The sequence below is a fragment of the Nocardioides sp. zg-1308 genome, from assembly GCF_013155375.1.
In the GTDB taxonomy this organism is placed as follows: Bacteria; Actinomycetota; Actinomycetes; order Propionibacteriales; family Nocardioidaceae; genus Nocardioides; species Nocardioides renjunii.
This window is the reverse complement of sequence record NZ_JABJQY010000002.1, coordinates 427,602-445,350: the sequence shown is the minus strand read 5'-3', so window position 1 is coordinate 445,350 and position 17,749 is coordinate 427,602. Positions and strand designations below refer to the sequence as shown.

19 protein-coding genes are annotated in these 17,749 nt (G+C 72.7%); 7 read left to right on the top strand and 12 right to left on the bottom strand.

What is annotated here, in order from left to right:
* Positions 1 to 51 precede the first annotated feature (51 nt).
* From HN031_RS03910 to HN031_RS03875, 8 genes are all read right to left on the bottom strand, one after another.
* Positions 52 to 978 carry a sugar phosphate isomerase/epimerase gene (locus HN031_RS03910; RefSeq protein ID WP_172266607.1) on the bottom strand — a complete coding sequence of 309 codons (927 nt, stop codon included), beginning with the start codon at positions 976 to 978 and terminating at the stop codon, positions 52 to 54.
* Entirely contained in the window at positions 975 to 2,138 is a 1,164-nt protein-coding gene (locus HN031_RS03905) for a dihydrodipicolinate synthase family protein (RefSeq protein WP_172266604.1), read from the bottom strand. Before HN031_RS03905 ends, HN031_RS03910 begins: the two co-directional genes overlap by 4 nt.
* Positions 2,135 to 3,286: a Gfo/Idh/MocA family protein gene (locus tag HN031_RS03900; protein ID WP_216652042.1), complete on the bottom strand. Its 1,152-nt coding sequence runs from the start codon at positions 3,284 to 3,286 to the stop codon at positions 2,135 to 2,137. The genes HN031_RS03905 and HN031_RS03900 overlap by 4 nt, the downstream gene beginning before the upstream one ends.
* Before the next feature lie 43 nt (positions 3,287 to 3,329).
* Positions 3,330 to 4,127 carry an ABC transporter ATP-binding protein gene (locus HN031_RS03895; RefSeq protein ID WP_172266601.1) on the bottom strand — a complete coding sequence of 266 codons (798 nt, stop codon included), beginning with the start codon at positions 4,125 to 4,127 and terminating at the stop codon, positions 3,330 to 3,332.
* Positions 4,117 to 4,896 carry an ABC transporter ATP-binding protein gene (locus HN031_RS03890; RefSeq protein ID WP_172266598.1) on the bottom strand — a complete coding sequence of 260 codons (780 nt, stop codon included), beginning with the start codon at positions 4,894 to 4,896 and terminating at the stop codon, positions 4,117 to 4,119. The genes HN031_RS03895 and HN031_RS03890 overlap by 11 nt, the downstream gene beginning before the upstream one ends.
* Entirely contained in the window at positions 4,893 to 6,098 is a 1,206-nt protein-coding gene (locus HN031_RS03885) for a branched-chain amino acid ABC transporter permease (protein ID WP_367650642.1), read from the bottom strand. The genes HN031_RS03890 and HN031_RS03885 overlap by 4 nt, the downstream gene beginning before the upstream one ends.
* A gap of 10 nt (positions 6,099 to 6,108) precedes the next feature.
* Positions 6,109 to 6,987, bottom strand: coding sequence for a branched-chain amino acid ABC transporter permease (locus HN031_RS03880; protein ID WP_172266595.1), 879 nt, complete (start codon positions 6,985 to 6,987; stop codon positions 6,109 to 6,111).
* Between the two features lie 74 nt (positions 6,988 to 7,061).
* Positions 7,062 to 8,291 (bottom strand): amino acid ABC transporter substrate-binding protein, encoded by a 1,230-nt coding sequence (locus HN031_RS03875; protein WP_216652041.1) that lies wholly within the window; start codon positions 8,289 to 8,291, stop codon positions 7,062 to 7,064.
* Positions 8,292 to 8,415: 124 nt separating this feature from the next.
* On the opposite strand from HN031_RS03875, the gene HN031_RS03870 reads away from it, so the two are divergent.
* The 3 genes from HN031_RS03870 to HN031_RS03860 all read left to right on the top strand — a co-directional run bounded on the left by HN031_RS03870 (position 8,416) and on the right by HN031_RS03860 (position 11,697).
* Entirely contained in the window at positions 8,416 to 9,450 is a 1,035-nt protein-coding gene (locus HN031_RS03870) for a LacI family DNA-binding transcriptional regulator (RefSeq protein ID WP_172266592.1), read from the top strand.
* Positions 9,447 to 10,538, top strand: coding sequence for a glycerate kinase (locus tag HN031_RS03865; protein ID WP_172266589.1), 1,092 nt, complete (start codon positions 9,447 to 9,449; stop codon positions 10,536 to 10,538). The genes HN031_RS03870 and HN031_RS03865 overlap by 4 nt, the downstream gene beginning before the upstream one ends.
* A 181-nt stretch (positions 10,539 to 10,719) precedes the next feature.
* On the top strand, positions 10,720 to 11,697 hold the full coding sequence (locus HN031_RS03860) for a type IV toxin-antitoxin system AbiEi family antitoxin domain-containing protein (RefSeq protein WP_216652040.1): 978 nt from the start codon (positions 10,720 to 10,722) through the stop codon (positions 11,695 to 11,697).
* A 115-nt stretch (positions 11,698 to 11,812) separates the two neighbouring features.
* Here HN031_RS03860 and HN031_RS03855 read toward each other — a convergent pair whose 3' ends face one another.
* The 3 genes from HN031_RS03855 to HN031_RS03845 all read right to left on the bottom strand — a co-directional run bounded on the left by HN031_RS03855 (position 11,813) and on the right by HN031_RS03845 (position 12,919).
* Positions 11,813 to 12,118, bottom strand: a complete 306-nt coding sequence (locus HN031_RS03855; RefSeq protein WP_172266586.1) for a hypothetical protein — start codon at positions 12,116 to 12,118, stop codon at positions 11,813 to 11,815.
* Positions 12,119 to 12,200: 82 nt separating this feature from the next.
* Positions 12,201 to 12,668, bottom strand: coding sequence for an NUDIX domain-containing protein (locus HN031_RS03850; RefSeq protein ID WP_172266583.1), 468 nt, complete (start codon positions 12,666 to 12,668; stop codon positions 12,201 to 12,203).
* A gap of 20 nt (positions 12,669 to 12,688) precedes the next feature.
* On the bottom strand, positions 12,689 to 12,919 hold the full coding sequence (locus HN031_RS03845) for an antitoxin (protein WP_172266580.1): 231 nt from the start codon (positions 12,917 to 12,919) through the stop codon (positions 12,689 to 12,691).
* Positions 12,920 to 13,004: 85 nt separating this feature from the next.
* Here HN031_RS03845 and miaA point away from each other — a divergent pair, with 85 nt between their 5' ends.
* A complete protein-coding gene (gene miaA / locus HN031_RS03840; RefSeq protein WP_172266577.1) occupies positions 13,005 to 13,916 on the top strand; it encodes a tRNA (adenosine(37)-N6)-dimethylallyltransferase MiaA in 912 nt (303 codons plus the stop codon).
* 7 nt (positions 13,917 to 13,923) lie between these two features.
* Here the strand turns inward: miaA and HN031_RS03835 are convergent, their stop codons facing one another.
* The gene (locus HN031_RS03835; protein ID WP_172266574.1) at positions 13,924 to 14,538 is read right to left on the bottom strand and encodes an NAD(P)H-dependent oxidoreductase; all 615 of its coding nucleotides are present in this window, start codon (positions 14,536 to 14,538) and stop codon (positions 13,924 to 13,926) included.
* A gap of 71 nt (positions 14,539 to 14,609) precedes the next feature.
* Between HN031_RS03835 and HN031_RS03830 the strand changes: the two genes are divergently transcribed.
* From HN031_RS03830 to ggt, 3 genes are all read left to right on the top strand, one after another.
* A complete protein-coding gene (locus HN031_RS03830; protein WP_172266571.1) occupies positions 14,610 to 15,185 on the top strand; it encodes a TetR/AcrR family transcriptional regulator in 576 nt (191 codons plus the stop codon).
* Between the two features lie 62 nt (positions 15,186 to 15,247).
* Entirely contained in the window at positions 15,248 to 15,766 is a 519-nt protein-coding gene (locus tag HN031_RS03825; protein ID WP_172266568.1) for a dihydrofolate reductase family protein, read from the top strand.
* Positions 15,767 to 15,872: 106 nt separating this feature from the next.
* Positions 15,873 to 17,741 carry a gamma-glutamyltransferase gene (gene ggt / locus HN031_RS03820; protein ID WP_172266565.1) on the top strand — a complete coding sequence of 623 codons (1,869 nt, stop codon included), beginning with the start codon at positions 15,873 to 15,875 and terminating at the stop codon, positions 17,739 to 17,741.
* The last annotated feature ends 8 nt before the right edge of the window (positions 17,742 to 17,749 follow it).

The window sequence follows — 17,749 nt, the reverse complement described above, 5'->3', positions numbered from 1 at the left end:
ATGTGCTCCCTTTCCTGTTCCGAGTGAGTGCAGGGGACGTGCGGGCGGTGCCTACAGGTGCGGCTCCACGAGCTCGACGTAGCGACGCGCGAGCGTCTCGACGACGTCGCGGCCGGGGGCGGCCCACACGTCGGCGTTGAAGATCTCGACCTCGACGTCGCCGGTGTAGCCGGCGGCCGTGACGAGGGAGGTGAGGTGCGCGAAGTCGATGTGGCCGTCGCCCATCATCCCGCGTGACAGGAGGGCGTCCGGCGGCAGCGGGGTGATCCACTCGCAGACCTGGTAGGACGCGATGCGCCCGCCCGCGCGGGCGATCTGGTCCTCCACGCCGGGCTCCCACCACACGTGGAAGGTGTCGACCACGACGCCGACGGCCTCGGCGGGCAGCGGCTCGGCGATGTCGAGCGCCTGTGCCAGCGTCGAGACGACGCCGCGGTCGGCGGCGAAGATCGGGTGCATCGGCTCGATCGCCAGCCGGACGCCGACCTCGAGGGCGTGCGGCACCAGCGCCTCGACCGCGGCCGCCGCGCGGTCGCGCGCGGCACGCAGGTCGCGGTCGCCGGCCGGCAGCCCACCGGGCACCAGCACCAGGCAGGGCGCGCCGAGGGTGGCCGCCTCGTCCAGCGCGCGGCGGTTGTCGTCGTGGCGCTCGGAGCGTGACAGGTCGCCCGCCCCGGTGAAGAAGCCGCCCCGGCACACCGACGACACCCGCAGGCCGGCGTCGCGGATCCAGCGCGCTGCCGTCTCGACGCCGACCTCGGCGACCGGCTCGCGCCAGGTGCCGATCGCCGGGAGCCCGGCGGCGACGCAGCCGTCGACCGCCTCGCGCAGGCTCCAGCCGTCCACCGTCTTCTGGTTGAGGGAGAGCCGGGCCAGGCGCGGGTCGCCCGGGCGGGGCGTGTCCATGCGGGCGGGCGAGCCCGACGGGACGTCGAGCGCCGCGTCGATCCGCTGGCCGACCGCCTCGTCCGTCGTCATCGCGCCAGCCCCGCGCCCTCGAGCCACACGCGCATCCGGTGCGCCGCCAGCTCCGGGTCCGGCAGCAGCCGCGCCTCGTCGGCCAGCGTGAACAGCCGGCCGAGGTGCACCGCGCTGCGTGCCGACTGCAGGCCGCCCACCATGGTGAACCCGGGCTGGTGCCCGCAGAGCCACGACAGGAACGCGATCCCCGTCTTGTAGTAGTAGGTGGGGGCCTCGAAGACGTGCCGCGAGAGCGGCAGCGTCGGCGCCATCTCGGCGTCGTACGTCGCCAGGTCGCCGTCGTCGAGCGCCGTCAGCGCCGCCGACGCGGCGGGGGCGATCGCGGCGAAGGCGCCGAGCAGCGCGTCGGAGTGGTGGGTGCCGTCGCCGCGGATGAGCTCGGGGTAGTTGAAGTCGTCGCCGGTGTAGAGCCGGACGCCCGCGGGTAGCGCGGCGCGCAGGCCCGTCTCGTGGTCCGCCGAGAGCAGCGACACCTTGACGCCGTCGACCTTGTCCGCGTGGGCGCGGACCAGGTCGAGGAACGTCGCGGTGGCCGCCTCGACGTCGGCCGAGCCCCAGTAGCCCCGCAGCTGCGGGTCGAACGCCTCGCCCAGCCAGTGCAGGACCACCGGCTCGCGGACCCGCTCGAGCAGCTCGGCGTAGACCGACAGGTAGTCGTCGGGACCGGCTGCCACGGCGGCCAGCTGGCGCGAGGCCATGAGGATGACCTGGGAGCCGGTCGACTCGACGAACTCGACCTGCTCGGCGTACGCCGCCCGCACCTCGTCGACCGTGGTGACCGCGCCGACGTGGTCGGTGCCGGCGCCCGAGGCGATCCGGGCGTCGTACTCGCGGGCCTGCTCGGCGCTGCGGCGCACGAGCTCCTGCACCGCGGGCCAGTCCAGCCCCATGTTGCGCTGTGCGGTGTCCATCGCCTCGGCGACGCCGAAGCCGTAGCGGAACAGCTCGCGGCGGAAGGCCAGGGTGGAGTCCCAGTCGACGACCGCGGCGGCGCCCGGGACGTTCTCGCCGCGGGGGTCGGCGACGACGTGGGCGGCCGCGAACGCGACGCGCTCGGCGTAGGGGCCCGGGTGGTCCTTCCACTGCCGCGGCTCGCTGAGGGTGACGGTGTGCCACCCGCCGTCGGCGAGCGGGACGTCGACGCTCGCAGGGCTCATCGCAGCGCCACCCGCCGGCCCTCGGCCGACGACGTCAGGCCGGCGTCGACGAGCTCGAGCCCGCGCACGCCGGCGGAGAAGTCGTAGGCGTGCGGCCGACCAGCGTGCACGTCGAGCAGGAACTGCTCCCACTGCGCCCGGAACCCGTTGCGGAACACCTGGTTGTCGGGGATCTCGCGCCACTGGCCGCGGAAGTCCTCCGTGGTGGGCAGGTCGGGGTTCCACACCGGCATCGGGGTCGACTCGCGCGGCTGGATGCGGCAGTTGAACAGCCCGGCGACCGCCGAGCCGTGCGTGCCGTCGACCTGGAACTCCACGAGCTCCTTGCGCTCGACGCGCACCGCCCACGACGAGTTGACCTGGGCGATGATGCCGCCGGCCAGCTCGAAGATCGCGTACGCCGCGTCGTCGGCCGTGGCGTCGTAGCGCTCGCCGTTCTCGTCCCACCGCTCGGGGATGTGGGTGACCGCCTTGGCGGTGACGGCCTCGACGGCGCCGAAGAGGTTCTCCAGCACGTAGTTCCAGTGGCAGAACATGTCGAGGACCATGCCGCCGCCGTCCTGGGCGCGGTAGTTCCAGCTGGGCCGCTGGGCGGGGAGGTAGTCGCCCTCGAAGACCCAGTAGCCGAACTCGCCGCGGACCGAGAGGATCCGGCCGAAGTAGCCGGAGTCGACCAACCGCTTGAGCTTCATCAGGCCGGGCAGGTAGAGCTTGTCGTGCACGACCCCGTTGATGATGCCGTGGCGCTCGGCGGCGTCGACGAGCTCCTGGCCCTCGGCGACGGTCTCGGCGATCGGCTTCTCGGTGAAGACGTGCTTGCCGGCGGCGGCGGCCTTGAGGATGGCCTTCTTGCGCTCGCTGGTGACCTGCGAGTCGAAGTAGATCGGGGCCGGGTCCTCGGCCAGCGCGGTGTCGAGGTCGGTCGACCAGTCGGCGATCTGGTGCTGGTCGGCGAGCCGGGCCAGCTTGTCGGCGTTGCGGCCGAGCAGGACCGGCTCGACCTGCAGGCGGGTCCCGTCCGGAAGCGCGATGCCGCCGTCGTCGCGGATGGCGAGGATCGAGCGCAGCAGGTGCTGGCGGTAGCCCATGCGGCCGGTGACGCCGTTCATGAGGATGCGGTAGGTCGGGTCGGAGGTGCGGTCAGGCATGGCGGGTCCTCACGTCGTGCGGTCGACTGGTCGGTGGTGCTGGTCAGGTGGTGGGCGCGGCCGCAGGACGGCCACCCAGGTAGAGCGCGGCCAGCTGCGGGTCGCGCAGCAGCTCGTCGGCCGGGCCGGAGATGTGCACCCGGCCCAGGTCGAGCACGCAGCCGAGGTCGGCGGTCTCCAGCGCCCGGCGTGCGTTCTGCTCCACGAGGAGCACCGCGGTGCCGGCGTCGCGCATCCGCACGACCTGCTCAAAGACGGTGCCGGTCGCCTTGGGGTCCAGCCCCATCGACGGCTCGTCGAGCAGCACGACCCGCGGGCTCACCATCAGCGAGCGCGCGAACTCGACCTGCTTCTGCTGCCCGCCGGACAGCGCCCCGGCGAGGGCGTTCCAGCGGTCGGCGACGACCGGGAAGAGCGACTTGACGAAGTCGATGCGGTCGGCGACCTCGCTCTTGTCCTTGACGGAGTAGGCGCCGAGGCGGACGTTCTCCTCGACCGTCATCTCCTTGAAGACGCTGTGCCCCTGCAGGACGTGGGAGAGCCCGGCGGTCAGCATCTGCTGCGGCGAGTTCTTCGTGACGTCCTTGCCGGCGACCTTGATCGTGCCGGAGCGCGGGGTGAGCATGCCGCTCGCGACCTTGAGGACCGTGGACTTGCCGGCGCCGTTGGGTCCGACGAGGCACACGACGGTGGCCGGCGGGACCTTCACGGTGAGGCCGCGCAGGACGAGCGCGGCGCGGCCGTAGCCGGCCTCGATGTCGGTGAGCTCGAGGAGGTACTCCTGCTCCGGGGCGCCGGGGGCGTCGGCAGGTGCTGCTCGGTGTGCCGGTTCAGATGCCAAGGTAGGCCTCCAGGACTCGGGGGTCGCTCTGCACGACCGTCGGGGTGCCCTCGCAGATCGGGCGGCCGCGGTCGAAGACCACGACGTGGTCGGAGAGGCTCATCACCAGCTCCATGTTGTGCTCGACGACGATGAACGTCTTGCCCTCGGCGTTGAGCGAGCGGACCAGGTTGGCGATCCGGTCGATGAGCGCCGGGTTCACGCCGCCGGCGGGCTCGTCGAGCATGATCGTGTCGGGGTCGCCCATCAGCACGCCGGCGAGCTCGAGCAGCTTCTGCTGGCCGTAGGAGATGTCACGGGCCAGGGAGTGCTCGAGGTGCTCGATGCCCACCCGGGCCAGCAGGCCGCGGGCGCGGTCGAGCTCCTCGGGGTCGCGGGACGACGCGAGCTGGCGGCGCAGCGACGTCGAGCGGACGGCGACGAGCATGTTCTCCATCACCGTCATCCGCGGGAAGACCCGGCACAGCTGGAAGCTGCGCCCGATGCCGGCCCGCGCGATCCGGTGCGGCGCCTTGCCGGTGATGTCGGAGCCGAGGTAGCTCACCGAGCCAGAGTCGGGCTTGATCATCCCGGTGACGCAGTTGAAGAACGTCGTCTTGCCCGAGCCGTTGGGCCCGATGAGCGCGTTGACCTTGCCGTGGTGGAAGGTCACGCTCGCGCCGTCGACCGCGTGCACGCCGCCGAAGGACTTCTTGAGGTCGACGGTCGCCAGGTTGGGCGTCGTCGGGGTGGCGGCGGCCGGGCCGGTGGCCTCGCTGGTGGCGGTCATCGGCGGGCTCCTTCCGTGACGGTGGGGCTGTCGTTGTCGGTGGCTGCGCCCGTCGTCGTCCCCGCGTTCGAGTCGGACACGTCGGTGCCGTCGTCGGTCCGGGACTGCTGGTCGGCTCGCGCCGCCGCCGGGTCCGACGTACGCCGCTGCTCGGCGAGGTCGGCGGCGCTGACCTCGCGGATCGAGGTGCGCTGCGGCCGGAAGCGGTCGACGAGGCTGGTGGCCGCCGGGATGATGCCGTCGGGCATGAACAGCACGACCAGGCCGAGGAGGATGCCCATGGCGACGAGGTGGAACTGGCTGTCGCCGTACTGGTTCTTGAAGTACTCGACGGCGTAGCCCACGATCACCGCCCCGAGGAACGGGCCGAACAGGCTGCGGATGCCGCCGAGCAGGCTCATCAGCACCATGTAGGAGCCGACCAGGATCGAGAACTGGAAGATCGGGTCGAGGAAGCCGAACCACAGGGCGTACATCCCGCCACCGAGTGCGGTGAAGAACGCTGAGACGACGAACGCGATGAGCTTGTAGGTGAAGGTCGGCACGCCGAGGGCCTGCGCCTTGTCCTCGTCCTCGCGGATCGCCTTGAGGCCCATGCCGAAGCGGGAGCGGTCGATGAGCCACCACACCAGCAGCGCCACGGCGAGCAGGGCAGCGTGGAGGTAGAAGAAGCGCTCGTGCTGCTCGGGACGGAGCACCTCGGGTCCGAACGGACGCGGCACGCGCAGGCCGTTGGAGCCGCCGGTGAAGGAGCCCCACGACTGGAAGACGAGCAGCAGGATCAGCACCAGCGCGATCGAGACGATCACGAAGGACGCACCGCGGACGCGGAGGCTGGCGATGCCGATGGGCACGGCCATAGCGGCGACGAGCAGGCCGGCGAGCAGCATGCCGATCCACGGGTTGACGTCGGTGTGGATGATCAGCAGCCCGGTGGCGTAGGCGCCGAGGCCGGAGTACGCCGCGTGGCCGAGGGAGATGTAGCCGGTGAAGCCGCCGACGAAGTTCCACGAGGTGGCGAGCACGGCGTAGCTCATGATCACCACGCCCACCGAGAGGATGAACGGGTTGGCAGCGACCGACGGGAAGGACAGCACCGCGGCTGCGAGCACGACGAGCGCGACGGCGTTGAGGACCATCGACCCGCGGCTGCGGGAGTCCGTCACGGGCTGCGGAGCGGGCTGCCGGTCAGGGGTGGACACCGTCGTGGTGTCAGAAGCGCTGGGCAAGACGACCTCCGAAGAATCCCTGCGGTCGCACCATCAAGGTGGCGAACAACGCGATGTAGAAGAACGTCTGGGCCCACGTCGTCCCGAGCGGGATCTGCAGGAGCGCCTGCCCCATGCCGAGCACCATCGCGGCGATGGCCGCTCCCGGGATGCTGCCCAGCCCGCCGACGACGATGATCGCCATCAGGGGACCGATCCAGTGCCAGTGGAGCGAGGGGTAGAACGTGGAGTCCAGGGCGAGCGCGGTGCCGCCGATGGCGGCGGTCGCGAGGCCGAGCCCGAAGCCGTAGCCGGCGACCCGCTCGGTGTTGATCCCGATCAGCCGGGCGGCCTCGGGGTGCTGGATGGTGGCCCGCAGGGCCTGGCCGAACTGCGTCTTCTTCATCAGCAGGAACAGCGCCGCCAGCGAGACGACCGCGAGGCCGAAGGCGATCAGCTTGACGACCGCGACGTTGGCGCCGGCGATCTCGAAGTTCGCCCCGCCGTAGTCCAGGCGGATGCGGCGCTGGGTGCCGCTGAAGACGAAGCCGAGGGTGCCCTCGATCACCAGGGCGATCGAGAAGGTGAGCAGCACCGACATCATCGTCAGCGTCGCCGGCCGGAGCCGGCTGATCAGCGCCCGCTGCATGAAGACGCCCATCCCGAAGAAGAGGGGGACGGTCACCAGGAGGGACAGGAGCGGGTCGAGACCGGTCTGGTCGGTGAACCACCAGGCGAGGTAGGCCGCGAGGATGAGGAACGCCGAGTGGGCGATCATCACCACGCGCATCACGCCGAAGTAGAGGGTGAGGCCGGCTGCCAGGAGGGCGTAGAGCCCACCCAGCAGGATGCCCAGCACCAGGCTCTGCACGAACAGGGACATCGAGGTCGCCTAACGGTAGGAAACGTGTCGGGGGTCAGTCGTCGAGGGGACGGCAGTCGAGGGGGCGGGGTCCGTCACCACTGGGGCTTCTCGACGATGAGGTCGGCCTCCTTGGCCTCCTCGGGCAGGACGATGCGGATCTCGCCGTCGACGTACTGCTGGATCAGGTGCGCACCCTGCGGCCGTCCCTCGGCGTCCCACGTGAGCGGGCCGACGACCGTGTCGACCTCGTTCTCTCGCAGCCAGTCGATGAGCTGGCCCTGGCACTCCGGGTCGGGGTCGGCGCAGCCGACGGCCTCGACCGCCGCGGCGACGACCTGGCCCGTGGTCCAGGCGTTGGCCTCGTCCTCGGCCGGCGGGGTGCCGTTCTGCTCGGTGTAGAAGTCGACGAACTCCTTGTTGGTGGGGAAGTCCGCCTCGGGCGTGTAGCCGGTGGGCGACAGGATGCCCTCGGTCTCCTCGCCGATCGCCTCGGGGAACTCGGGGTTGGTCGGCGCGGTGGAGAAGGCGGCCATCGTCGGCTGGTAGTCGAGCTGCTGGAGGGCCACGATCATGTTGACCGCGTCCTGGTACTGCGTGCCGCCGACGACGACGTCGGCATCGCTGTCGGCGATCTTGGCCGCGATGGACCCGAAGTCGGTGGTGTTGGGCGGGTAGACCTCGTCGACCACGGTCTCGACGCCCATCTCCTCGAGGCGGGTCTTGAGCCCGTAGGCGGTGCCCATGGCGAACGGGTCGTCCATGGCGGCGTAGGCCGCGGTCCTGGGCCGCTGGTCCTCGGGCATGGCCTCGATGGCGTCGGCGAGGTAGTTGTAGTGGTCGTCGGCGATGGCCGGGGCGGCGTAGAAGAGGTTGTCGAAGCCCTGCGTGAAGACCTCCTCGGCGGCGCCGGCCGGCTCGACGAAGAGGAAGCCGTAGTCCTGCGCGACCTGCGCGGCGGGGACGACGAGGCGGGTGGAGAACGGTCCGAAGACGAGGTCGACGCCGTCGGAGTTGATGAGCTTCTCGTAGTCGGCGGCGACGCGGTCGGCGTTGGACTGGTCGTCGAGGATGGTGAGCTCGACGTCGCGGCCCAGCAGGCCGCCGTTCTCGTTGACGTAGTCGGCCCACGCCTCGTAGCCGCGCTGCACGCCCTTGCCCGGCTCGGAGAAGTCGCCGGTGAGCGGGAGCGAGATGCCGATCTTGATCGGACCGGTGCCGTCCTCGCCGGAGTCGCTGTCGGCGCCCGAGCTCATGCAAGCGGTCAGCGCGAGGCAGGAGGCGATGGCGAGCCCGGCCGTGCGGTAGGGGGTCTTGACCTTCATGTCACTCCTCGTGTCCAATGCGTAAGCGCTTTCGTAAGCGCTTTCGGCTACTGTATTCACGAGTGGCAGGATGTGGCAAGGGTCACATTCGGGAACGTCCGGAAGTGGACGCGAGGAGGGCTGGATGCCGAAGGGGCCGGTGACGAGTCCGCGGCTGCAGGACGTGGCGGAGGCGGCCGGGGTCTCCATCGCGACCGCCTCGCGCAGCCTGTCCGGGGCCACCGGGGTCAGCGCACCGGTCGCCGAGCGGGTCCGCGAGACCGCCCGGACGATGGGCTACGTCGTCAACCTCCACGCGCGCAGCCTGGCCGGCGGCTCCACCCGCTCGGTGGGCCTGCTGGTGCACGAGATCGGCGACCCCTACTTCTCCGAGATCGCCAGTGGCGTGCTCGGCGTGGGCGCCCGCGAGGGCCTCACCGTGCAGATCTGCCACACCGGTCGCGACCCCGAGCGCGAGCTCGCCCAGCTCCGGATGCTCATCGCCAACCGGGTCGGCGCGATCATCATCGCGGGCTCGGGGATGGTCGACCCCGCCCTGCAGGCACCGGCCAAGGTCGAGCTGCAGGCGTTCCGGCGCTCGGGCGGCCGCGTCGCGGTGATCGGTCGCCACCACCTCGGCGTCGACGCCGTCCTGCCCGACAACACCGAGGGCGCCCGGTCCGTCGCCCAGCACCTGCTCGACCTCGGCCACCGGCGGATCGCCGTGGCGGCCGGGTCCCGCGGGCTCACGACCGTGGCCGACCGGATCTCCGGCGTTGAGGAGGCCTTCGCCGCCGCGGGCCTCGACGTCGGCGACGTCCCGGTCGTGGAGGCCGACTTCACCCGAGCCGGCGGCAAGGTCGCCGCCGACGAGGTGCTCAGCGCCCACCCCGGCGTCACCGCCGTGCTGGCGCTCAACGACGACATGGCCATCGGCGTCCTCTCCGCCCTGCGCGCCCGCGGCGTGTCCGTGCCCGGGCAGGTGTCGGTGACGGGCTTCGACGACGTCGCCGTCGCCGGTGACCTCGCCCCGTCGCTCACCACGGTCCGCCTGCCGATGTCGGAGATGGGCGAGCAGGCCCTCCTGCTCGCGCTGAAGGACCCCGGGGCCCGGCCGCGTCGCCGCCAGGTGGGCGCGGAGCTGGTGGTCCGCGGGTCGTCCGGACGGCCGCCGTCGTGAGCGGGGCGGACCCGACCGGGCCGCGGGTGCTCCTCGCGCCCGACAAGTTCAAGGGCTCCCTGCCCGCCCACGAGGTGGCGCGGGCGCTCGCCGAGGGCGTACGCCGGGTGCGTCCCGACGCGGTGCTCGACTCCCTGCCCGTGGCGGACGGGGGCGACGGCACGCTCGACGCGGCCGTCGCGAGCGGCTTCGAGCGGGTCGAGGTGGTCGTCGACGGACCCACCGGCGAGCCGGTGGCGACGTCGTACGCCCGCCGTGGCTCGACCGCGGTCGTCGAGATGGCCGACGCGTGCGGGCTCGTACGCCTGCCCGGCGGGGTGCTGGCGCCGATGACCGCCTCCAGCCGCGGCCTCGGCCACGTGGTCGCGGCCGCCCTCGACGCCGGGTGCCGCGACCTCGTGGTCGGCATCGGCGGGAGCGCGAGCACCGACGGTGGCGTCGGGATGCTGACCGCCCTCGGTGCGTCCGTGGACGGGGACCGCCTCGACCTCACCGGGCTGCACCCGGCCCTGGCCGAGGCGCGGGTGGTGGCCGCCTGCGACGTCGACAACCCGCTGACCGGCCGAGACGGCGCTGCCGCGGTCTACGGACCGCAGAAGGGCGCCGACCCCGCGCAGGTCGCCACCCTCGACGAACGGCTCGCCCGCTGGGCCGACCTGGTCGCCGCCGCCACCGGGGCCGACCGGCGCGACGAGCCGGGCGCGGGCGCCGCCGGCGGCGTCGGCTTCGGCCTCGTGGCCGTCCTGGGCGCCGAGCTGCGCCCCGGCATCGCGCTCATGCTCGACCTGCTGGGCTTCGCCGACCGGGTGGCCGGCAGCCGGCTCGTGGTGACCGGCGAGGGCTCGCTCGACGAGCAGAGCCTGCGCGGCAAGGCGCCCGTCGGCGTCTCGTCCGCTGCCGCCCGGGCCGGCGCCCCCGTCGTCGCCGTGTGCGGCCGCAACCTGCTCACCGGGCACCAGCTGGCCGCGGCGGGCATCGTCGCGGCGTACGCCCTCACTGACGTCGAGCCCGACGTGTCCGTGTGCCTGGCCGAGCCGGCCCGCCTGCTCGCGGACCTCGGGGAGCGGATCGCGCGGGAGCACCTTTGAGGGGGGCGGTTCCGCTGGCTCTGGCTGCCGCTGCCTCTGGAGTCCCCGGATATCCGGGGACTCCCGCCACAGCGCGGAAGATCCGAGCCACCGGCTGACCCGGATCTTCCGCGATCTGCTCCTCCACAGATGACCGCGGAGGGGTCGCGGCCCGTGCCGTCGGCGACCCATCGTGGACGGTGTGGAGCACATCGCGGAGATCCTGCAGAGCCAGCACGGCGTCATCTCCCGCGCGCAGGCGCTGCAGGCGGGCCTGCAGCCGCACGACGTACGCCGGCTGGTGCGGCGCCGCGAGCTCGCCACGCTCCTCCCGGGGGTGTACGTCGACCACACCGGGCCGCCGGCCTGGCTCGAGCGCGCCTGGGGCGCGGTGCTCGCGTGCTCCGGGCCGGCAGACCGGGCCGGGCACGTCGTCGGGGCGGCGCTGGCGGGGGAGTCGGCCATGCGCGCGGCCGACGGCCCGGGCCGGCCGGGCGGCGACCTCGGTCTGATCACCGTCGCCATCCCTGCCGAGCGTCGGGTGGTGGCACCTCCGGGGGTCGTCGTCGTCCGCACGTCCCACCTCGACGATCGCGTGCGGTGGAACCTCGGCCCGCCCCGGATGCGCTACGAGGAGGCGGCGCTCGACGTCGCGCTGGCCACGCGAGGTGAGTTCGGGGCCATCGCCGCGGTCTCGCGAGCCGTGCAGAGCCGGCACACGACGGCGGTGCAGATGCTCGATGCCCTGGCGACCCGCAGCCGGGCGTCGCGGCGCTACTTCCTCGAGGACGTGCTGCGCGACGTCGGCGCCGGCACCTGCTCGGTGCTCGAGCACGGCTTCCTCGTCCTGGTCCAACGACCGCACCGGCTGCCCGAGGGGCAGAGGCAGCACCGGGTGGCGACGGCGACGGGGATCGTCTACCGCGACATCCGCTACGGCGAGCGGCTCTTCGAGCTCGACGGCCGGCTCTGGCACGACACCGCGGACCAGCGCGACCGCGACTTCGAGCGGGACCTCGACGCCGCGGTGGCCGGGCAGGGAACCGTGCGCCTCACGTGGGGCCAGGTCTACGACCGCCCCTGCTCGACGGCGGCCAAGATCGGTCGGATCCTCGGCGACGCCGGCTGGCCGCGCGCCCGGCCGTGCGGGCCGGGCTGTGCCGTGGCCGCCGTCGCGTGAGGTGAGGATCGCGGAAGATCCGAGTCACTGGATGGCTCGGATCTTCCGCGATCCGCCGGGAGTCCCCGGATATCCGGGGACTCCAGAGATCGAGCAGCCGGCCGACAGCCCCCGCTCAGGCCGGCGGCTCCGGCGACCCGTCCTCGGCCTCCTGCCCGGCGTCGGGGGTGTCCTCGGCCGAGGCCTTGTCGGTGGTGTCCGGCTCCTCGTCGCTGTCCCCATCCGGCTCCTGCTGCTTGTCGTCCGGCTCGGCGACCTCCTCGGGCAGCACGTCGTCGACGGCCGGGTTGTCGTCGGGGTCGAGGTCGCGGCCCAGCCCGTTGTCGGCCGGGTCGTCCTTGAGCGCGTCCACGCCGCCCGGCACCAGCTGGGGGTCCTCCGTGTACGGCGTCGGCATCGGGCTCAGCTCGTCCTTGCTCATCCATTCCCTCCCTGGGTGTGCTGTCGTTCGATAGTGCCCACGGTCGCCAGTGGGCGGCCACCCCCGTGGGGCGGGTCGGGCGTCATGCGGGCGTCGCGTCCCACCCGAAGGTGAGGTAGCCGACCCCGGAGAAGAGGTGGGCCAGGGCGTGCGCCTCGTGCGGGACCGTCGGCTCCGGCAGCGCGTCGAGCGGCCACCACCGCACCTCCGCCGCCTTCTCCGGCTCGACGACGCGCGGCTCGCCGGTCCACGACCGGGCGGTGAAGAACCAGTCGACCCGCTCGTCGATCGCGTCCGCGTGCTGGCTGCGCTGCATGGTGAAGGCGAACGCGAGGTCGACGTCGGTGATGCCGAGCTCCTCGACCGCCTCGCGGCGCGCGGCGTCGTACGCCGTCTCGCCCCGCTCGACGTGGCCGGCTGCGGCTGCTGCCCAGTGCCCGTCCATGTAGGGCGTCCCCCGGCGCAGCTGCAGCAGCACCTCCGTGCCGCCCTCGCCCTCACGCAGGAGGTAGACGTAGGACGCCGGGACGAGGGCGAAGCGTTCGGTCACCGCCCCAACCTAGGGTCCGGTCAGGGGGCGGTGGTCGTCGGCCCGGCCGGCGGGATGTCGTCGTTCCTGCCGTCGAGCGAGTCGAGCGCGTCGCGGGCCTTGCCGGTGGCCTTGTCGATCTTGTCGGCGTGCTTGCCGCCGGTCTTCTCGTTGACCATCGTGCCGGCCTTGTCGATGCCCTGGGCGATCTTGTCGCCGTGCTGGTCGACCGTCTCGGTGAGCTTGGCCTTCGCCTTGTCCAGGAAACCCATGGTTCCTCCTCGGGGAGCGCCGGCCCACCCCGACGGGCGAGCACTCCGGCTCCTCGGATCGTAGCCGGGCTGGGACAATGGCCCCATGCCTCGTCCGGTCGTCGCCCTCGTCGGGGCCACGGCGTCGGGCAAGACCGGTCTGAGCCTCGACCTCGCCGAGCGGCTCGGGGGAGAGGTCGTCAACACCGACGCCATGCAGGTCTACCGCGGCATGGACATCGGCACCGCCAAGCTGCCCGCGGCCGAGCGCCGCGGCATCCCGCACCACCTCCTCGACGCGCTGGAGGTGACCGAGCCCGCCACTGTCGCGCTCTTCCAGGGGTGGGCGCGCGAGGCGATCACGGACATCCGCGGCCGCGACGCCACCCCGGTCCTGGTCGGCGGCTCGGCGCTCTACACCCGCGCCATCGTCGACCGGTTCGAGTTCCCGGGCACCGACGAGTCGTTGCGCCGCGAGCTCGAGGTCGAGCTCGAGCGCGTCGGGAGCGCGGCACTGCACGAGCGGCTGGCCGGCGTGGACCCCGAGGCAGCCGCGCAGATCCAGCCCGACAACGGCCGCCGTGTCGTCCGCGCGCTGGAGGTGGTCGCACTGACCGGCCGCCCCTACACCGCCAGCCTCCCGCGCCTGGAGTACGACGACCCGCTGACCGTCCAGGTCGGTGTCGACATCGACCGGCCGACGCTCGACGAGCGGATCGCGCGGCGCGTGGACGAGATGTTCGCAGGGGGCTTCGTGGAGGAGGTCGAGGCCCTGCTGGCGCGCGGGCTGGCCGAGGGCCGCACCGCCCCGCGGGCGATCGGCTACCGCGAGGTCGTGGGGTTCCTCGCCGGCGACCGGACGCTGGCCGAGGCGGTGGAGCAGACGAAGGCCGCGACGCGGCGCTTCGCCCGGCGCCAGGACTCGTGGTTCCGCAAGGACCCGCGCATCGTGTGGGTCTCGCACGACGACCCCGACCGGGTGGAGAAGGCGGTCGGGGCGGCCGAGGCGCTCGGCTGAACGGGCCTCACCCGGCGGCGGCGAGCTCCGGGCGTGCGGCGGCGGGTCGGGCGGGACGGGCCGCGTCGAGCGCGCCCAGGTCGGCGGCGTCGCGGATCCACGTCGCGAGCTGGTCCTCGGTGCGGTTGCGCACGTCGGCGTAGCGGGTGAGCCTCGTCGGCTTGATCCCGCAGAACTCCATCGTCCGGCCGCGGACCTGCTTGACGGTGGTGTCGCCGACGAGCGGGAGGTACCACCGCGGCGAGTCCGAGGTGACCGCGAGCCGACCGGTGCGCCCGGCGAGGAGGCCCTCGGGCATGCCGTTCTCCTTGTAGCGGAAGGCCCACCCGCGCTCGAGCGTGCGGTCGAAGAACCCCTTGAGCAGCGCGGGCACCGAGCCCCACCACACCGGCGTGAAGACGGCGACGTGGTCGGCCCACTCGAGGAGCTCCTGGGCGCGCGCGAGGTCGGGCTCGAGGTCCTGCGGGGTGCGGTAGCCGGTGCGCAGGGTGAGGTCGAAGTCGAGGTCGCGCAGCACCAGCGTGACGGCGGTGTCGCCGGCCCCGGTGGCGTACGACGCCGCGAGCTGGGCGGTGAGCGAGGACGGGTCGGGGTGGGCGTCGATGACGAGGACGGTGGCCATGGGAGAGCTCCGATCAATGTGGACGATGTCAAGAATGTGGACAACGTCCACATTGGAGTACGATGTTGCCCATGTCAAGATCTGCGGGCGGCTACCACCACGGCAATCTCCAGGCCGCGCTCGAGGACGCTGCGCTCGACCTGCTCGAGACCACGTCGGCGGCGAAGATCAGCCTCCGCGAGGTGGCGCGCCGCGCCGGCGTGAGCCACAACGCGCCCTACCACCACTTCGGCGACCGGGCTGCGCTGCTCGGGGCGCTCGGCGTCCGCGGGATGGCGGCGCTGCTCGCGGCCCAGGAGGAGGCGGTCGCCGGGGTCGACGGCACCGTCGCCAGGGTGCGGGCGCTCGGACTGGCCTACGTGCGCTACGCCGCCTCGCACCCGCAGGCCTTCTCGCTCGTCTTCGACCCGGACTACTGCGCCGCGGACGAGCCGAGCGCCGAGATGGCGCCGCTCATCCGGCGCAACGAGGAGCTGCTGGGCGGCCTGGTCGGCGAGCTGGTGCGGGAGCCGGGCCACGAGGGCCGCGACCCGGTGGCGCTGTCGGCTGCGCTCTGGTCCACGGTGCACGGGATGGCGCAGCTCATCATGCTCGGGCACCTGCCGCTGGAGGCTGCCGAGCCGGCGCTCCAGGCGCTCGTCCAGTAGCCCTGCGTCGGTCGCCGACGCAGGTCGAGCGCGCTGTCGGTGAGCGGTGCCATGGTGGTGGGATGGCGACGATCTACTACACCGGCTGCACGCCCGACGGCTTCATTGCGACCGACGACCACTCGCTCGACTGGCTGACGTCGCGCGACATCGACATGGACGGCCCCATGGCCTATCCCCGCTTCCGCGAGCAGCTGGGTGCGTGCGTCATGGGGGCCACGACCTGGCAGTGGATCCTCGACCACGACGAGGAGCCGTGGGGGCCGCTGCCCACGTGGGTGATGACGCACCGCACCTTCCCGGCGGCGCCCGACAGCGTGCGGTTCGACCGCGACGACGTGCGCCGGGTGCACGCCGAGATGACCGAGGCCGCGCAGGGCAAGGACATCTGGGTCGTCGGCGGCGGCGACCTGGTCGGGCAGCTCCACGACGCCGGTCTGCTCGACGAGGTCTGGCTCCAGTACGCCCCCGTCACCCTCGGCAGCGGCGCGCCGGTGCTGCCGCGCCACGTCGAGCTGCGCCTGGAGGAGATCGCCCGCAACCGTGACTTCATGTGCGGTCGCTACACCGTCGTGCGCTGATCGCCGGCGCGTGGTGACGAGGGCGTCGGCCGACCCACCCCGGCGGTCGTGGACAAGCGCCCCTCGCGGCGCAAGGGTGGAAGGACTCGTCACTCGGGAGGTCCCCATGCACAGCCACGCCCGTCGGCTCACCACCGTCCTGTCCACCACCAGCGGCCTCGCGCTGGCGGCCGGCCTCCTCGTCGCGCCCAGCGCCTCGACGGCCGCGTCCACCGCGCCCGCCAGCCAGCCCGGCAGCGCCCTCGAGCGCCCGACCGTCAAGGACCCCACGGCCGTGGGCAAGGGCGGCGCGATCAGCACCGTCGACCCCGAGGCCAGCGCGGTCGGCCTCAAGGTGCTCAAGGCCGGGGGCAACGCGGTCGACGCGGCCGTCGCTGCGGCCGCGACCCTCGGCGTCACCGAGCCCTACAGCGCCGGCATCGGCGGTGGCGGCTACTTCGTCTACTACAACGCCAAGTCGGGCAAGGTCCGCACGCTCGACGGCCGCGAGACCGCGCCGATGAAGATGCCGCAGGACGCCTTCATCGACCCCGCGACCGGCAAGCCCTACACGTTCACCCCCGACCTCGTCACCAGCGGCGCCAGCGTCGGCACCCCCGGCACGCTGGCCACCTGGGACAAGGCGCTGGCCAACTGGGGCACCCTGTCGCTGGCCGACGCGCTCGCCCCGGCCACCAAGGTCGCGCGCCGCGGCTTCAGGGTCGACGAGACGTTCCGCCAGCAGACCCTCGACAACGAGGTCCGCTTCGCCGCCTTTAAGGACAGCCGCAAGCTGTTCCTGCCCCAGGGCGACGCCCCGAAGGTCGGCTCGGTCTTCCGCAACCCCGACCTCGCCGAGACCTACGACCTCATCGCCCAGCGCGGCACCCGGGCCTTCTACCGCGGCGCGCTGGCCCGGCTGATGTCGGAGGTGGTCCGCAAGCCGCGGACGACGAAGAACACCGACCTGCCCGTGCCGCCCGGCTGGCTCACCGCCCGCGACCTGCGCGACTACAAGGTCCGCTCGCAGAAGGCCACCCGCACGACCTACCGCGGCCACGACGTCTACGGCATGGCGCCGTCGTCGTCCGGCGGCACCACCGTCGGCGAGGCGCTCAACATCCTCGAGCGCTACGACCTGTCGGCGATGACGCCCGAGCAGGCGCTGCACCACTACCTCGAGGCCAGCGCCCTGGCGTTCGCCGACCGCGGCAAGTACGTCGGTGACCCGGCCTTCGTCGACGTCCCAGTCAAGCGGCTGCTCGACGACCGGTTCGCCGCCGAGCGCGCGTGCCGCCTCGACCCGACCAAGGCAGCGACCAAGCCGGTCGCGGCCGGCGACGTGACGTCCTACGACGGCGTGTGCACTCCGGCCACCGCCAAGGGCACCGAGGACGCCGACACCGAGAACATCTCGACCACCAACCTCACCGTCGCCGACCAGTTCGGCAACGTCGTCGAGTACACCCTCACCATCGAGCAGACCGGCGGCTCCGGCATGGTCGTGCCGGGCCACGGCTTCCTGCTCAACAACGAGCTCACCGACTTCTCGACCGTCTACGACGCCGCCGACCCCAACCGGATCCAGCCCGGCAAGCGCCCGCGCAGCTCCATGTCGCCGACGATCGTGCTCAAGGACGGCAAGCCGTTCCTGGCCCTCGGCTCGCCCGGTGGCTCGACGATCATCACCACGGTCCTGCAGATGCTCGTCAACCGCATCGACCTCGGGATGAGCATCGAGGAGGCGATCGCGGCCCCGCGCGCCACCCAGCGCAACACCGCCAGCGTCACCGCCGAGCCCGCGTTCATCAGCGCCTACGGCACGGCGCTCACGGCCCTCGGCCACACGTTGGTGCCGGCGGGTGACGCCTTCACCAGCGCGGCCGAGATCGGCGCCGCGACGGCGATCGAGCTCGGGCCGCAGAAGCAGATGACCGCGGTCGCCGAGCCGAGCCGCCGCGGCAAGGGCTCGGCCAAGGTGGTCGACCCCCGCTGACGCGCCGC

Coding starts and splice junctions, on each gene's coding strand:
- HN031_RS03910 (WP_172266607.1), bottom strand. CDS start 978: ATGACGACGGACGAGGCGGTCGGCCAGCGGATCGACGCGGCGCTCGAC.
- HN031_RS03905 (WP_172266604.1), bottom strand. CDS start 2,138: ATGAGCCCTGCGAGCGTCGACGTCCCGCTCGCCGACGGCGGGTGGCAC.
- HN031_RS03900 (WP_216652042.1), bottom strand. CDS start 3,286: ATGCCTGACCGCACCTCCGACCCGACCTACCGCATCCTCATGAACGGC.
- HN031_RS03890 (WP_172266598.1), bottom strand. CDS start 4,896: ATGACCGCCACCAGCGAGGCCACCGGCCCGGCCGCCGCCACCCCGACG.
- HN031_RS03880 (WP_172266595.1), bottom strand. CDS start 6,987: ATGTCCCTGTTCGTGCAGAGCCTGGTGCTGGGCATCCTGCTGGGTGGG.
- HN031_RS03875 (WP_216652041.1), bottom strand. CDS start 8,291: ATGAAGGTCAAGACCCCCTACCGCACGGCCGGGCTCGCCATCGCCTCC.
- HN031_RS03870 (WP_172266592.1), top strand. CDS start 8,416: ATGCCGAAGGGGCCGGTGACGAGTCCGCGGCTGCAGGACGTGGCGGAG.
- HN031_RS03855 (WP_172266586.1), bottom strand. CDS start 12,118: ATGAGCAAGGACGAGCTGAGCCCGATGCCGACGCCGTACACGGAGGAC.
- HN031_RS03845 (WP_172266580.1), bottom strand. CDS start 12,919: ATGGGTTTCCTGGACAAGGCGAAGGCCAAGCTCACCGAGACGGTCGAC.
- miaA (WP_172266577.1), top strand. CDS start 13,005: ATGCCTCGTCCGGTCGTCGCCCTCGTCGGGGCCACGGCGTCGGGCAAG.
- HN031_RS03835 (WP_172266574.1), bottom strand. CDS start 14,538: ATGGCCACCGTCCTCGTCATCGACGCCCACCCCGACCCGTCCTCGCTC.
- HN031_RS03830 (WP_172266571.1), top strand. CDS start 14,610: ATGTCAAGATCTGCGGGCGGCTACCACCACGGCAATCTCCAGGCCGCG.
- HN031_RS03825 (WP_172266568.1), top strand. CDS start 15,248: ATGGCGACGATCTACTACACCGGCTGCACGCCCGACGGCTTCATTGCG.
- ggt (WP_172266565.1), top strand. CDS start 15,873: ATGCACAGCCACGCCCGTCGGCTCACCACCGTCCTGTCCACCACCAGC.